15 protein-coding genes are annotated in these 13,065 nt (G+C 51.8%); 12 read left to right on the top strand and 3 right to left on the bottom strand.

Features of this window, described 5'->3' with window-relative positions; genetic code table 11:
• Positions 1 to 87 precede the first annotated feature (87 nt).
• Complete coding sequence (locus tag FC814_RS02155) at positions 88 to 447, top strand: DUF2500 domain-containing protein (protein WP_000042879.1); 360 nt, start codon at positions 88 to 90, stop codon at positions 445 to 447.
• Positions 448 to 449: 2 nt separating this feature from the next.
• Here the strand turns inward: FC814_RS02155 and FC814_RS02160 are convergent, their stop codons facing one another.
• Positions 450 to 719: a DUF1145 family protein gene (locus FC814_RS02160; protein ID WP_001517271.1), complete on the bottom strand. Its 270-nt coding sequence runs from the start codon at positions 717 to 719 to the stop codon at positions 450 to 452.
• Complete coding sequence (gene rsmD, locus FC814_RS02165; RefSeq protein WP_000743185.1) at positions 709 to 1,305, bottom strand: 16S rRNA (guanine(966)-N(2))-methyltransferase; 597 nt, start codon at positions 1,303 to 1,305, stop codon at positions 709 to 711. The genes FC814_RS02160 and rsmD overlap by 11 nt, the downstream gene beginning before the upstream one ends.
• 149 nt (positions 1,306 to 1,454) lie before the next feature.
• On the opposite strand from rsmD, the gene ftsY reads away from it, so the two are divergent.
• From ftsY to ataT, 7 genes are all read left to right on the top strand, one after another.
• Complete coding sequence (ftsY, locus tag FC814_RS02170; protein ID WP_137325445.1) at positions 1,455 to 2,993, top strand: signal recognition particle-docking protein FtsY; 1,539 nt, start codon at positions 1,455 to 1,457, stop codon at positions 2,991 to 2,993.
• A gap of 2 nt (positions 2,994 to 2,995) precedes the next feature.
• Positions 2,996 to 3,664: a cell division ATP-binding protein FtsE gene (gene ftsE / locus FC814_RS02175; protein WP_000617723.1), complete on the top strand. Its 669-nt coding sequence runs from the start codon at positions 2,996 to 2,998 to the stop codon at positions 3,662 to 3,664.
• Positions 3,657 to 4,715 (top strand): permease-like cell division protein FtsX, encoded by a 1,059-nt coding sequence (ftsX, locus tag FC814_RS02180; RefSeq protein ID WP_001042014.1) that lies wholly within the window; start codon positions 3,657 to 3,659, stop codon positions 4,713 to 4,715. The genes ftsE and ftsX overlap by 8 nt, the downstream gene beginning before the upstream one ends.
• A 244-nt stretch (positions 4,716 to 4,959) precedes the next feature.
• A complete protein-coding gene (gene rpoH / locus FC814_RS02185) occupies positions 4,960 to 5,814 on the top strand; it encodes an RNA polymerase sigma factor RpoH (protein WP_000130220.1) in 855 nt (284 codons plus the stop codon).
• Positions 5,815 to 6,085: 271 nt separating this feature from the next.
• Positions 6,086 to 7,189 carry a branched chain amino acid ABC transporter substrate-binding protein LivJ gene (gene livJ / locus FC814_RS02190; RefSeq protein ID WP_137325446.1) on the top strand — a complete coding sequence of 368 codons (1,104 nt, stop codon included), beginning with the start codon at positions 6,086 to 6,088 and terminating at the stop codon, positions 7,187 to 7,189.
• Positions 7,190 to 7,339: 150 nt separating this feature from the next.
• Positions 7,340 to 7,606, top strand: coding sequence for a type II toxin-antitoxin system antitoxin AtaR (gene ataR / locus FC814_RS02195; protein ID WP_001277103.1), 267 nt, complete (start codon positions 7,340 to 7,342; stop codon positions 7,604 to 7,606).
• Positions 7,607 to 7,612: 6 nt separating this feature from the next.
• Positions 7,613 to 8,140 carry a type II toxin-antitoxin system toxin acetyltransferase AtaT gene (ataT, locus tag FC814_RS02200; protein ID WP_000342457.1) on the top strand — a complete coding sequence of 176 codons (528 nt, stop codon included), beginning with the start codon at positions 7,613 to 7,615 and terminating at the stop codon, positions 8,138 to 8,140.
• Here the strand turns inward: ataT and panM are convergent.
• A complete protein-coding gene (gene panM / locus FC814_RS02205) occupies positions 8,137 to 8,520 on the bottom strand; it encodes an aspartate 1-decarboxylase autocleavage activator PanM (RefSeq protein ID WP_000778811.1) in 384 nt (127 codons plus the stop codon). The genes ataT and panM overlap by 4 nt on opposite strands.
• Positions 8,521 to 8,942: 422 nt before the next feature.
• Between panM and livK the strand changes: the two genes are divergently transcribed.
• From livK to livG, 4 genes are read left to right on the top strand one after another with little or no spacing between them, the layout of a single operon-like run.
• Complete coding sequence (gene livK, locus FC814_RS02210; RefSeq protein WP_000827692.1) at positions 8,943 to 10,052, top strand: high-affinity branched-chain amino acid ABC transporter substrate-binding protein LivK; 1,110 nt, start codon at positions 8,943 to 8,945, stop codon at positions 10,050 to 10,052.
• 47 nt (positions 10,053 to 10,099) lie between these two features.
• Positions 10,100 to 11,026, top strand: coding sequence for a high-affinity branched-chain amino acid ABC transporter permease LivH (gene livH / locus FC814_RS02215; protein WP_001295111.1), 927 nt, complete (start codon positions 10,100 to 10,102; stop codon positions 11,024 to 11,026).
• Positions 11,023 to 12,300 carry a branched chain amino acid ABC transporter permease LivM gene (gene livM / locus FC814_RS02220; RefSeq protein ID WP_137325447.1) on the top strand — a complete coding sequence of 426 codons (1,278 nt, stop codon included), beginning with the start codon at positions 11,023 to 11,025 and terminating at the stop codon, positions 12,298 to 12,300. The genes livH and livM overlap by 4 nt, the downstream gene beginning before the upstream one ends.
• Positions 12,297 to 13,064 carry a high-affinity branched-chain amino acid ABC transporter ATP-binding protein LivG gene (gene livG / locus FC814_RS02225; protein WP_001075509.1) on the top strand — a complete coding sequence of 256 codons (768 nt, stop codon included), beginning with the start codon at positions 12,297 to 12,299 and terminating at the stop codon, positions 13,062 to 13,064. Before livM ends, livG begins: the two co-directional genes overlap by 4 nt.
• Position 13,065 lies beyond the last annotated feature (1 nt).

Raw genomic sequence — 13,065 nt, forward strand, 5'->3', positions numbered from 1 at the left:
ATTCAGTTTAGTGGCGAGGATGGACGGATGACAACACCATAACTGGCAGGGTATGCTTATTTCCTCATTTTCCGATGAGGGATAAAGATGAGCAAACCACCTCTTTTCTTTATTGTTATCATTGGCTTAATTATCGTCGCCGCATCGTTTCGTTTTATGCAACAGCGGCGGGAAAAAGCTGATAATGATATGGCACCGCTCCAGCAAAAGCTGGTGGTGGTGAGTAACAAGCGGGAAAAACCGATTAACGATCGACGTTCGCGCCAGCAGGAAGTGACTCCGGCAGGCACCAGTATGCGCTATGAGGCGAGCTTCAAACCGCAAAGCGGCGGACTGGAGCAGACGTTCCGCCTCGACGCCCAGCAGTACCATGCCCTGACAGTGGGCGATAAAGGTACACTGAGCTATAAAGGAACGCGCTTTGTCAGCTTTGTTGGCGACAAATAAGATTATTTTTTAACTTTAAATTTCTTCTGCCAGACCAGCAGTTCAAACACGCCGAAAAGGAAAATACGTACCTTTTCGGCGGTGGTCATCTGCGGGCCATCTTTCGGCAAGGTCGATTTTAACAGCGCCAGTTGCATACCATGCATCAGCACGGTAAAAATCAGCGCCACGTTAACGAAAATATTCAGCGGGCGTGGGAATGGTTGAAAAAGATTGAGGATCAAAAATCCCCAAACGCAGAGCATTAACAAACGTCCAATATTAATCAGCATCACTTTCTCCTTGTGTTTCACGCTGATACAGCCGATAAGCGACCTGACCAGCCACTTTTTCGCGATATAACGACCAGTTGGCAGGAACGGCGGGCAGGCCATTTTCTACTTCACTTTCAACATATACCCAGGCTTCATCAGCCAGCCAACCGTTGTTTTCCAGTAAATTAATGGTTTCTTCCAACAAGCCACGGCGGAACGGAGGGTCAACAAACACAATATTATGCGGCGTTCCTTTTTGCATTAGAAAAGACATCGCATTGGTGTTCACGACTCGCGCATTGCCTGCTTTCAGCGTCGCGAGATTCTTGGTTAATTGCTGAGATACCGCGCGATCCATCTCAACCAGCGTAGCTTCCGCAGCGTAGCGTGACAAGGCTTCCAGCCCCAGCGCACCGCTACCTGCGAAGCAGTCCAGGCATTGCGCATCAACAATGACTGGCGCCAGCCAGTTAAACAGCGTTTCGCGCACGCGATCGGTGGTAGGACGTAGACCTGGGCTATCAGGAACCGGGAGTTTACGGCCTCGCCACTGCCCACCAATAATGCGGATTTGACCGCTGCCGGAATGATTCGGTTTTTTCATGGTAAATTGCTCAATCCGCCAGATAACACATACTTGCAGGCGGTGATGTGGATTAAGTTAAGTGGTAGACTATTTCATCATTTTTTTAGCTGCTATGTACATAGCGTTAACGCTGTGCCATGAAGCAACAGCGAGGAGTGTAGTCGCAGATGGCGAAAGAAAAAAAACGTGGCTTTTTTTCCTGGCTGGGCTTTGGTCAAAAAGAGCAGACCCCGGAAAAAGAGACAGAAACCCAAAACGAACAACCGGTTGTAGAAGAAATCGTCCAGGCGCAAGAGCCTGCGAAAGTTGCTGAACAACCCGTTGAAGAACAGCCGCAGGCGCATACTGAAGCTGAGGCGGAAACTTTTGCTGCCGACGTTGTGGAAGTCACTGAACACGTTGCCGAAAGTGAAAAAGCGCAACCTGAAGCGGTTGTCGAGCCGGAAGTTATTGCAGAACCGGAGCCGATAGTTGAAGAAACGCCAGCGTCGGTAGTTGAACCTGAAGTTACGCCAGAGCCAGTGGCTATTGAGCGTGAAGAGCTGCCGCTGCCAGAAGACGTTAAAGTCGAAGAAGTTTCGCCAGAAGAGTGGCAGGCCGAAGCGGAAACCGTGGAGATTGTCGAAGCGGCGGAAGAACAAGCAGCGAAAGAAGAAATCACCGACGAAGAGCTGGAAGCACAGGCGCTGGCCGCTGAAGCGGCAGAAGAGGCGGTGATGGTCGTTCCTCCGGCAGAAGAAGATCAGCCGGTGGAAGAGGTAGCCCAGGAGCAGGAAAAACCAACCAAAGAAGGTTTCTTCGCTCGCCTGAAACGCAGCCTGCTGAAAACTAAAGAAAACCTCGGTTCCGGATTTATCAGCCTGTTCCGTGGTAAAAAAATCGACGATGATCTGTTTGAAGAGCTGGAAGAGCAATTGCTCATCGCCGATGTGGGCGTGGAAACCACGCGCAAAATCATCACCAATCTGACTGAAGGCGCGACCCGCAAACAGCTTCGCGATGCTGAGGCGCTCTACGGTCTGCTGAAAGAAGAGATGGGTGAGATTCTGGCGAAGGTCGATGAACCGCTGAATGTCGAAGGTAAAACACCGTTCGTGATTCTGATGGTAGGCGTCAATGGCGTGGGTAAAACCACGACTATCGGTAAGCTGGCGCGTCAGTTTGAACAACAAGGTAAATCGGTCATGCTGGCGGCGGGCGATACTTTCCGTGCAGCAGCGGTTGAACAGCTTCAGGTCTGGGGTCAGCGCAACAATATTCCGGTGATTGCCCAGCATACCGGCGCGGATTCCGCCTCAGTTATCTTCGACGCTATTCAAGCCGCTAAGGCGCGTAATGTTGATGTCCTGATTGCCGATACCGCCGGACGCTTGCAGAACAAATCGCACCTGATGGAAGAGCTGAAGAAAATCGTCCGCGTGATGAAGAAACTCGACGTTGAAGCGCCGCATGAAGTTATGCTGACTATCGATGCCAGCACTGGGCAGAATGCGGTAAGCCAGGCCAAACTGTTCCATGAAGCCGTCGGCTTAACCGGCATCACGTTAACTAAACTGGACGGCACGGCGAAAGGCGGAGTAATTTTCTCGGTGGCTGACCAGTTTGGTATTCCTATTCGCTATATTGGTGTCGGCGAACGTATTGAGGATTTGCGTCCGTTTAAGGCGGACGACTTTATAGAGGCACTTTTTGCCCGAGAGGATTAACAATGATTCGCTTTGAACATGTCAGCAAGGCTTATCTCGGTGGGAGACAGGCGCTGCAGGGCGTTACGTTCCATATGCAGCCGGGTGAGATGGCGTTTCTGACCGGTCATTCCGGTGCAGGGAAAAGTACCCTCCTGAAGCTGATCTGTGGGATTGAGCGGCCCAGCGCCGGGAAAATCTGGTTTAGCGGCCATGACATCACGCGTCTGAAAAACCGTGAAGTTCCGTTTCTGCGCCGCCAGATTGGCATGATTTTCCAGGACCACCATCTACTGATGGATCGTACTGTCTACGATAATGTGGCGATCCCGTTGATTATCGCCGGTGCCAGCGGTGACGATATTCGTCGTCGTGTATCGGCGGCGCTGGATAAAGTCGGGCTACTGGACAAAGCGAAGAACTTTCCGATTCAGCTTTCTGGCGGTGAACAACAACGCGTTGGCATTGCCCGCGCGGTGGTTAACAAACCAGCGGTACTGCTGGCGGACGAACCGACCGGTAACCTTGACGACGCGCTGTCGGAAGGAATTTTACGCCTGTTTGAAGAGTTTAACCGCGTTGGGGTAACGGTATTGATGGCAACGCACGACATCAACCTGATTTCGCGGCGTTCCTATCGTATGCTCACCCTGAGCGATGGTCACTTGCATGGAGGCGTGGGCCATGAATAAGCGCGATGCAATCAATCATATCCGGCAGTTTGGCGGACGTCTGGATCGCTTCCGTAAATCGGTCGGCGGCTCAGGCGACGGTGGTCGTAACGCGCCGAAACGCCCGAAATCCTCGCCAAAACCGGTAAATCGCAAAACTAACGTTTTCAACGAACAGGTGCGTTATGCGTTCCACGGCGCTTTGCAGGATCTCAAAAGCAAACCGTTCGCTACGTTTTTAACGGTGATGGTCATCGCCATTTCCCTGACGCTGCCAAGCGTCTGCTACATGGTGTACAAAAACGTTAACCAGGCGGCGACGCAGTATTATCCCTCACCGCAAATCACCGTTTATCTGCAAAAAACGCTGGACGATGACGCAGCAGCGGGTGTGGTGGCACAGTTACAGGCCGAACAGGGCGTGGAGAAAGTGAACTATCTTTCTCGTGAGGACGCGTTGGGCGAGTTCCGTAACTGGTCTGGTTTTGGCGGCGCGCTGGACATGCTGGAGGAAAACCCACTTCCGGCTGTGGCGGTGGTGATCCCAAAACTCGATTTTCAGGGGACGGAGTCGCTGAATACGTTGCGTGATCGCATCACGCAAATTAACGGCATCGATGAAGTACGAATGGACGATAGCTGGTTTGCCCGTCTGACCGCACTGACTGGGCTGGTAGGGCGTGTTTCGGCGATGATCGGCGTGCTGATGGTGGCGGCAGTGTTCCTGGTTATCGGCAACAGCGTGCGTCTGAGCATATTTGCCCGCCGCGACTCCATCAACGTGCAGAAACTGATTGGCGCGACGGATGGTTTCATACTTCGCCCGTTCCTGTATGGTGGCGCGCTGCTGGGATTTTCTGGCGCATTACTGTCATTAATTTTGTCAGAAATTCTGGTGCTGCGTTTGTCATCGGCGGTTGCGGAAGTGGCGCAGGTATTCGGAACGAAGTTTGATATCAATGGTTTATCGTTCGATGAATGCCTGCTGCTGCTGCTGGTGTGTTCGATGATTGGCTGGGTGGCGGCATGGCTTGCCACGGTACAACATTTACGGCACTTTACGCCGGAATAATAAAATCGTGTTATACTCTTTCCCTGCAATGGGTTCCGTAGCAGGGAAAGAGACCCCGTTGTCTCTTCCCGGTATTTCATCTCTATGTCACATTTTGTGCGTAATTTATTCACAAGACAGCATTGAACTTGTGGATAAAATCACGGTCTGATAAAACTGTGAATGATAATCTCGTTGCTCTTAAGCTCTGGCACAGTTGTTGCTACCACTGAAGCGCCAGAAGATATCGATTGAGAGGATTTGAATGACTGACAAAATGCAAAGTTTAGCTTTAGCCCCTGTTGGCAACCTGGATTCTTACATCCGGGCAGCTAACGCATGGCCGATGTTGTCGGCTGACGAGGAGCGGGCGCTGGCTGAAAAGCTGCATTACCATGGCGATCTGGAAGCAGCTAAAACGCTGATCCTGTCTCACCTGCGGTTTGTTGTTCATATTGCTCGTAATTATGCGGGCTATGGCCTGCCACAGGCGGATTTGATTCAGGAAGGTAACATCGGCCTGATGAAAGCAGTGCGCCGTTTCAACCCGGAAGTGGGTGTGCGCCTGGTCTCCTTCGCCGTTCACTGGATCAAAGCAGAGATCCACGAATACGTTTTGCGTAACTGGCGTATCGTCAAAGTTGCGACCACCAAAGCGCAGCGCAAACTGTTTTTTAATCTGCGTAAAACCAAGCAGCGTCTGGGCTGGTTTAACCAGGATGAAGTCGAAATGGTGGCTCGCGAACTGGGCGTAACCAGCAAAGACGTCCGTGAGATGGAATCGCGTATGGCGGCACAGGACATGACTTTTGACATGTCTTCCGACGACGATTCCGACAGCCAGCCGATGGCTCCGGTGCTCTATCTGCAGGATAAATCATCTAACTTTGCCGACGGCATTGAAGATGATAACTGGGAAGAGCAGGCGGCAAACCGTCTGACCGACGCGATGCAGGGTCTGGACGAGCGTAGCCAGGATATCATCCGCGCGCGCTGGCTGGACGAAGATAACAAATCTACGTTGCAGGAACTGGCTGACCGTTACGGCGTTTCCGCTGAACGTGTACGTCAGCTGGAAAAGAACGCGATGAAAAAACTTCGCGCTGCCATTGAAGCGTAATTTCCGCTATTAAGCAGAGAACCCTGGATGAGAGTCCGGGGTTTTTGTTTTTTGGGCCTCTACAATAATCAATTCCCCCCTCCGGCAAAACGCCAATCCCCACGCAGATTGTTAATAAACTGTCAAAATAGCTATTCCAATATCATAAAAATCGGGTATGTTTTAGCAGAGTATGCTGCTAAAGCACGGGTAGTCATGCATAAAACGAAATAAAGTGCTGAACAACAACATCACAACACACGTAATAACCAGAAGAATGGGGATTCTCAGGATGAACATAAAGGGTAAAGCGTTACTGGCAGGATGTATCGCGCTGGCATTCAGCAATATGGCTCTGGCAGAAGATATTAAAGTCGCGGTCGTGGGCGCAATGTCTGGTCCGGTGGCACAGTATGGTGACCAGGAGTTTACTGGCGCAGAACAGGCGGTTGCGGATATCAACGCCAAAGGCGGCGTTAAAGGCAACAAACTGCAAATCGTAAAATATGACGATGCCTGTGACCCGAAACAGGCCGTCGCGGTGGCGAACAAAGTGGTTAACGACGGCATTAAATATGTCATTGGTCACCTCTGTTCTTCATCAACACAGCCAGCGTCTGACATTTATGAAGACGAAGGCATTTTAATGATCACCCCAGCGGCAACCGCGCCGGAGCTGACTGCCCGTGGCTATCAGCTGATCCTGCGCACCACCGGTCTGGACTCCGACCAGGGGCCGACGGCGGCAAAATATATTCTTAAGAAAGTGAAACCGCAGCGTATTGCTATCGTTCACGACAAACAACAGTACGGCGAAGGTCTGGCGCGTGCGGTGCAGGACGGCCTGAAGAAAGGCAATGCTAACGTAGTGTTCTTTGATGGCATCACCGCCGGGGAAAAAGATTTCTCGACGCTGGTGGCACGCCTGAAGAAAGAGAATATCGACTTCGTTTACTACGGCGGTTATCACCCGGAAATGGGGCAGATCCTGCGTCAGGCGCGCGCGGCGGGGCTGAAAACTCAGTTTATGGGGCCGGAAGGTGTGGCTAACGTCTCGCTGTCTAATATCGCGGGCGAGTCAGCGGAAGGACTGCTGGTGACCAAGCCGAAGAACTACGATCAGGTTCCGGCGAACAAACCGATTGTTGACGCGATCAAAGCGAAAAAACAGGATCCAAGCGGCGCATTCGTCTGGACCACCTACGCGGCGCTGCAATCTTTGCAGGCGGGGCTGAATCAGTCTGACGATCCGGCGGAGATCGCCAAATACCTGAAAGCGAACTCGGTTGATACGGTGATGGGGCCACTGACCTGGGATGAGAAAGGTGACCTGAAAGGCTTTGAGTTCGGTGTGTTTGACTGGCACGCCAACGGCACGGCGACCGATGCGAAGTAACAGATAGATAAATGAAAATGCCCGATGAGCTGAACCACCATCGGGTTTTTTTGTGTTTGTCGAAATGGTTGTAGAAAGATTAAACAATCCAGGATATGCTTAATGTACGGTAGAATTCCGTACATATTTATAAGTAGCAGGAGAGTTTACATGTCTGCTGTTAAAAAGCAGCGTATCGATCTGCGTTTAACTGACGATGACAAAAGTCTAATTGAGGAAGCGGCGGCGATATCTAATCAGTCCGTCAGCCAATTTATGTTGAATAGTGCCTCGCAGCGGGCTGCAGAAGTGATTGAACAGCATCGGCGAGTGATCCTTAATGAGGAGTCCTGGACGCGGGTGATGGATGCGCTGAGTAATCCGCCGTCACCAGGTGAAAAGTTAAAACGTGCGGCAAAACGTCTTCAGGGAATGTAATAATTTATGGATGATCTGACGATAGAGATTCTGACCGATGATGCAGATTATGATCTACAGCGATTCGACTGCGGCGAAGAAGCCTTAAATCTCTTTCTGACGACACATCTGGTTCGTCAGCATCGCAATAAAATTCTGCGAGCGTACATCCTTCGTGCCAACACGCCAGAACGCCAGGTCCTGGGATATTACACATTATCCGGCAGTTGTTTTGAACGAGCCGCATTGCCCTCGAAATCGAAACAGAAAAAAATTCCCTACAAAAATATTCCCAGCGTCACTCTTGGGCGTCTGGCAATTGATCGTTCAATACAGGGGCAGGGATGGGGAGCAACACTGGTTGCTCATGCCATGAAAGTCGTCTGGTCAGCCTCTTTAGCGGTAGGTATTCACGGTCTTTTTGTCGAGGCGCTGAATGAAAAAGCCCAGACGTTTTATCAGTCGCTGGGCTTTATCCCGTTGGTCGGAGAAAACGAAAATGCGTTATTTTTTCCAACCAAATCCATAGAACTGCTTTTTACACAGAGCGATTAACGCTTCTCCCAACCGCCCTGCTGTGCCGTAAACCCCTGTGCTTGCATAAACGCTGTCATCACGCCGCGATCTTCCACGCCAGCATCCGCCATCCACCAGGATGAAACGCCGGGATTATCACGTAACACTTCTTCCAGCAGATATTGCCCTACGCCGCGTCGGCGGGTGACTTCCCGTACACGCAGGGAATCCATCGCTCCCTCGGTGCCGCTTAAGGTTACTCGCACGGCAGCGAGCAGGCGCTCGTTAAAACGCGCGGCGTAAATACGGTGGGAATCGTCAACCTGTAAAGAGGAAGGAGAATACTCCGGCCAGATCTTTTGCAGGTCAATCCGATCCTGGTCGCTAAAGTTTTCTAATCGAATGATGGTCAGCTTCATGGGGAACCCGTACAAATCACAAAAGTGGAACCAGTGTAGCGAAATAATTTAATCGGAGGCTTTCTCTTTTTTATTTCTTTTGGCAGGTGATTAATTTTTTTTCAGCAATAATTACAAATTAAAAACATTATAGAATGAAAATTGTCCAGCATAATCCCCTGAATGGTAGTGAATTATTCCGCCCTTTGTACCGTTATTTTATGCTGACAACGGCGCTTTTTTCTGTTTATCTATCAATTAATTCAGAATATTATCTGTTCTTAATCGACTGAAAAATAGAGATTTTAATCGATATCATCACAAAAACTGCGCTAAACCCTTAATCGGACAGGCAAAAACAGCGCAGTATAAAAAAGAACAGTCTGATTTGTTAACACATAAAAAACAAAGCAACACAACATTACGAGTGGGGATTTTTGACTATGAAACGGAATGCGAAAACTATCATCGCAGGGATGATTGCACTGGCAATTTCACACACTGCTTTAGCCGACGATATTAAAGTTGCCGTTGTCGGCGCGATGTCCGGCCCGATTGCCCAGTGGGGTGATATGGAATTTAACGGCGCGCGTCAGGCGATTAAAGACATTAATGCCAAAGGGGGAATTAAGGGCGATAAGTTGGTTGGCGTGGAATATGACGACGCCTGCGACCCAAAACAAGCCGTTGCGGTCGCCAACAAAATCGTTAACGACGGCATTAAATACGTTATTGGCCATCTGTGTTCCTCTTCTACCCAACCTGCGTCAGATATCTATGAAGATGAAGGTATCCTGATGATCTCGCCGGGGGCGACTAACCCGGAGCTGACTCAACGCGGTTATCAACACATCATGCGTACTGCCGGGCTGGACTCTTCCCAGGGGCCAACGGCGGCAAAATACATTGTTGAGACGGTGAAGCCTCAGCGTATCGCCATCATTCACGACAAACAACAGTATGGCGAAGGGCTGGCGCGTTCGGTGCAGGACGGGCTGAAAGCGGCTAACGCCAACGTCGTCTTCTTCGACGGCATTACCGCTGGCGAGAAAGATTTCTCCGCGCTGATCGCCCGCCTGAAAAAAGAAAACATCGACTTTGTTTACTACGGTGGTTACTACCCGGAAATGGGGCAGATGCTGCGCCAGGCGCGTTCCGTTGGCCTGAATACTCAGTTTATGGGGCCGGAAGGTGTAGGTAATGCGTCGCTGTCGAACATTGCCGGCGATGCCGCCGAAGGCATGTTGGTCACCATGCCAAAACGCTATGACCAGGATCCGGCAAACAAAGGCATCGTTGATGCGCTGAAAGCGGACAAGAAAGATCCGTCCGGGCCTTATGTCTGGATCACCTACGCGGCGGTGCAATCTCTGGCAACTGCCCTTGAGCGTACCGGCAGCGATGAGCCGCTGACACTGGTGAAAGATTTAAAAGCTAACGGTGCAAACACCGTGATTGGGCCGCTGAACTGGGATGAAAAAGGCGATCTGAAGGGATTTGATTTTGGTGTCTTCCAGTGGCACGCCGACGGTTCATCCACGGCAGCCAAGTGATCATCCCACCGTCCGTGAAATGCGGGCGGGTTTAGAAAGGTTACCTTATGTCTGAGCAGTTTTTGTATTTCTTGCAGCAGATGTTTAACGGCGTCACGCTGGGCAGTACCTACGCGCTGATAGCCATCGGCTACACCATGGTTTACGGCATTATCGGCATGATCAACTTCGCCCACGGCGAGGTTTACATGATTGGCAGCTACGTCTCCTTTATGATCATCGCTGCACTGATGATGATGGGCATTGATACCGGCTGGCTACTGGTAGCGGCGGGGTTTGTCGGCGCAATCGTCATTGCCAGCGCCTACGGCTGGAGTATCGAACGGGTGGCCTATCGCCCGGTACGTAACTCTAAGCGCCTGATTGCGCTCATCTCGGCAATCGGTATGTCCATCTTCCTGCAAAACTACGTCAGCCTCACCGAAGGTTCGCGCGACGTGGCGCTGCCCAGCTTGTTTAACGGTCAGTGGGTGGTGGGTCATAGCGAAAACTTCTCTGCCTCTATTACCACCATGCAGGCGGTGATCTGGATTGTCACCTTCCTCGCCATGCTGGCGCTGACGATTTTCATTCGCTATTCCCGCATGGGGCGCGCGTGTCGTGCCTGCGCGGAAGATCTGAAAATGGCGAGCCTGCTTGGCATCAACACCGACCGGGTGATTGCGCTGACTTTTGTGATTGGCGCGGCGATGGCGGCGGTGGCGGGCGTTCTGCTCGGTCAGTTCTACGGCGTGATTAACCCCTATATCGGCTTTATGGCCGGGATGAAAGCCTTTACCGCAGCGGTGCTCGGTGGGATTGGCAGTATTCCGGGGGCGATGATTGGCGGGTTGATTCTGGGGATTGCGGAGGCGCTCTCTTCGGCTTATTTGAGTACGGAATATAAAGATGTGGTCTCATTTGCCTTACTGATTCTGGTTCTGCTGGTGATGCCGACAGGTATTCTGGGTCGTCCGGAGGTAGAGAAAGTATGAAACCGATGCATATTGCAATGGCGCTGCTTTCTGCCGCTATGTTCTTTGTTCTGGCGGGCATCTTTATGGGCGTGCAACTGGAACTGGATGGCACCAAACTGGTGGTTGACAGTGCTTCAGACATCCGTTGGCAGTGGGTGTTTATTGGCACAGCGGTGGTCTTTTTCTTCCAGCTTGTGCGACCCGCTTTCCAGAAAGGGCTAAAAAGCGTTTCCGGGCCGAAGTTTATTCTGCCCGCGATTGATGGCTCCACGGTGAAGCAGAAACTGTTCCTCGTGGCGCTGCTGGTGCTTGCGGTGGCGTGGCCGTTTATGGTTTCACGCGGGACGGTGGATATCGCCACCCTGACCATGATCTACATTATCCTCGGCCTCGGGCTGAACGTGGTGGTGGGGCTGTCTGGCCTGCTGGTGCTGGGTTACGGCGGTTTTTACGCCATCGGCGCTTACACCTTTGCGCTGCTCAATCACTATTACGGTCTGGGCTTCTGGACCTGCCTGCCAATTGCCGGGTTAATGGCAGCGGCGGCGGGCTTCCTTCTCGGCTTCCCGGTGCTGCGTCTGCGTGGTGATTATCTGGCGATCGTTACCCTCGGTTTCGGCGAAATTGTGCGCATATTGCTGCTCAATAATACCGAAATTACCGGCGGTCCGAACGGCATCAGTCAGATCCCGAAACCCACTTTCTTCGGCCTTGAGTTCAGCCGTACCGCCCGTGAAGGCGGCTGGGATACGTTCAGCAATTTCTTTGGCCTGAAATATGATCCCTCCGATCGCGTCATCTTCCTCTATCTGGTGGCCTTGCTGCTGGTAGTGTTCTCTTTGTTCGTCATTAACCGCCTGCTGCGGATGCCGCTGGGGCGTGCGTGGGAAGCGTTGCGTGAAGACGAGATCGCCTGCCGTTCGCTGGGCTTAAGCCCACGTCGTATCAAGCTGACCGCCTTTACCATCAGCGCCGCGTTTGCGGGTTTTGCCGGAACGCTGTTTGCTGCGCGCCAGGGCTTTGTCAGCCCGGAATCCTTCACCTTTGCCGAATCGGCATTTGTGCTGGCGATAGTGGTGCTTGGTGGTATGGGATCGCAGTTCGCGGTGATTCTGGCAGCAATTTTGCTGGTGGTGTCGCGCGAGTTGATGCGTGATTTCAACGAATACAGCATGTTAATGCTCGGTGGTTTGATGGTGCTGATGATGATCTGGCGTCCGCAGGGCTTGCTGCCCATGACGCGCCCGCAACTCAAGCTGAAAAACAGCGAAACGAAAGGAGAGCAGGTATGAATCAGCCATTATTATCTGTTAACGGCCTGATGATGCGCTTCGGCGGCCTGCTGGCGGTGAATAACGTCAATCTCGAACTGTACCCGCAGGAGATCGTCTCGTTAATCGGCCCTAACGGTGCCGGAAAAACCACGGTCTTTAACTGCCTGACCGGATTCTACAAACCCACTGGCGGCACCATTTTACTGCGCGATCAGCATCTGGAAGGTTTGGCTGGTCAGCAAATTGCCCGTATGGGGGTGGTGCGTACTTTTCAGCACGTGCGTCTGTTCCGTGAAATGACGGTGATTGAAAACCTGTTGGTGGCGCAGCATCAGCAACTGAAAACCGGGCTGTTCTCTGGCCTGTTGAAAACGCCTTCTTTCCGTCGCGCCCAAAGTGAGGCGCTCGATCGAGCCGCAACCTGGCTTGAGCGCATTGGTTTGCTGGAACACGCTAACCGTCAGGCGAGTAACCTGGCCTACGGTGACCAACGCCGTCTTGAAATTGCCCGCTGCATGGTGACGCAGCCGGAGATTTTAATGCTTGACGAACCTGCGGCAGGTCTTAACCCGAAAGAGACTAAAGAACTGGATGAGCTGATTGCCGAACTGCGTAACCATCACAACACCACTATCTTGTTGATTGAACACGATATGAAGCTGGTGATGGGGATTTCAGACAGAATTTACGTGGTCAATCAGGGGACGCCACTGGCAAACGGTACGCCGGAGCAGATCCGTAATAACCCGGACGTGATCCGTGCCTATTTAGGTGAGGCATAAG

Source organism: Escherichia sp. MR, assembly GCF_005280595.1.
Lineage (GTDB): Bacteria > Pseudomonadota > Gammaproteobacteria > Enterobacterales > Enterobacteriaceae > Escherichia > Escherichia ruysiae.

What these genes read in the sequence shown, in the direction of transcription:
- FC814_RS02155 (WP_000042879.1), top strand. Translation starts at nt 88, where the DNA reads ATGAGCAAACCACCTCTTTTCTTTATTGTTATCATTGGCTTAATTATC.
- FC814_RS02160 (WP_001517271.1), bottom strand. Translation starts at nt 719, where the DNA reads ATGCTGATTAATATTGGACGTTTGTTAATGCTCTGCGTTTGGGGATTT.
- rsmD (WP_000743185.1), bottom strand. Translation starts at nt 1,305, where the DNA reads ATGAAAAAACCGAATCATTCCGGCAGCGGTCAAATCCGCATTATTGGT.
- ftsY (WP_137325445.1), top strand. Translation starts at nt 1,455, where the DNA reads ATGGCGAAAGAAAAAAAACGTGGCTTTTTTTCCTGGCTGGGCTTTGGT.
- ftsE (WP_000617723.1), top strand. Translation starts at nt 2,996, where the DNA reads ATGATTCGCTTTGAACATGTCAGCAAGGCTTATCTCGGTGGGAGACAG.
- ftsX (WP_001042014.1), top strand. Translation starts at nt 3,657, where the DNA reads ATGAATAAGCGCGATGCAATCAATCATATCCGGCAGTTTGGCGGACGT.
- rpoH (WP_000130220.1), top strand. Translation starts at nt 4,960, where the DNA reads ATGACTGACAAAATGCAAAGTTTAGCTTTAGCCCCTGTTGGCAACCTG.
- livJ (WP_137325446.1), top strand. Translation starts at nt 6,086, where the DNA reads ATGAACATAAAGGGTAAAGCGTTACTGGCAGGATGTATCGCGCTGGCA.
- ataR (WP_001277103.1), top strand. Translation starts at nt 7,340, where the DNA reads ATGTCTGCTGTTAAAAAGCAGCGTATCGATCTGCGTTTAACTGACGAT.
- ataT (WP_000342457.1), top strand. Translation starts at nt 7,613, where the DNA reads ATGGATGATCTGACGATAGAGATTCTGACCGATGATGCAGATTATGAT.
- panM (WP_000778811.1), bottom strand. Translation starts at nt 8,520, where the DNA reads ATGAAGCTGACCATCATTCGATTAGAAAACTTTAGCGACCAGGATCGG.
- livK (WP_000827692.1), top strand. Translation starts at nt 8,943, where the DNA reads ATGAAACGGAATGCGAAAACTATCATCGCAGGGATGATTGCACTGGCA.
- livH (WP_001295111.1), top strand. Translation starts at nt 10,100, where the DNA reads ATGTCTGAGCAGTTTTTGTATTTCTTGCAGCAGATGTTTAACGGCGTC.
- livM (WP_137325447.1), top strand. Translation starts at nt 11,023, where the DNA reads ATGAAACCGATGCATATTGCAATGGCGCTGCTTTCTGCCGCTATGTTC.
- livG (WP_001075509.1), top strand. Translation starts at nt 12,297, where the DNA reads ATGAATCAGCCATTATTATCTGTTAACGGCCTGATGATGCGCTTCGGC.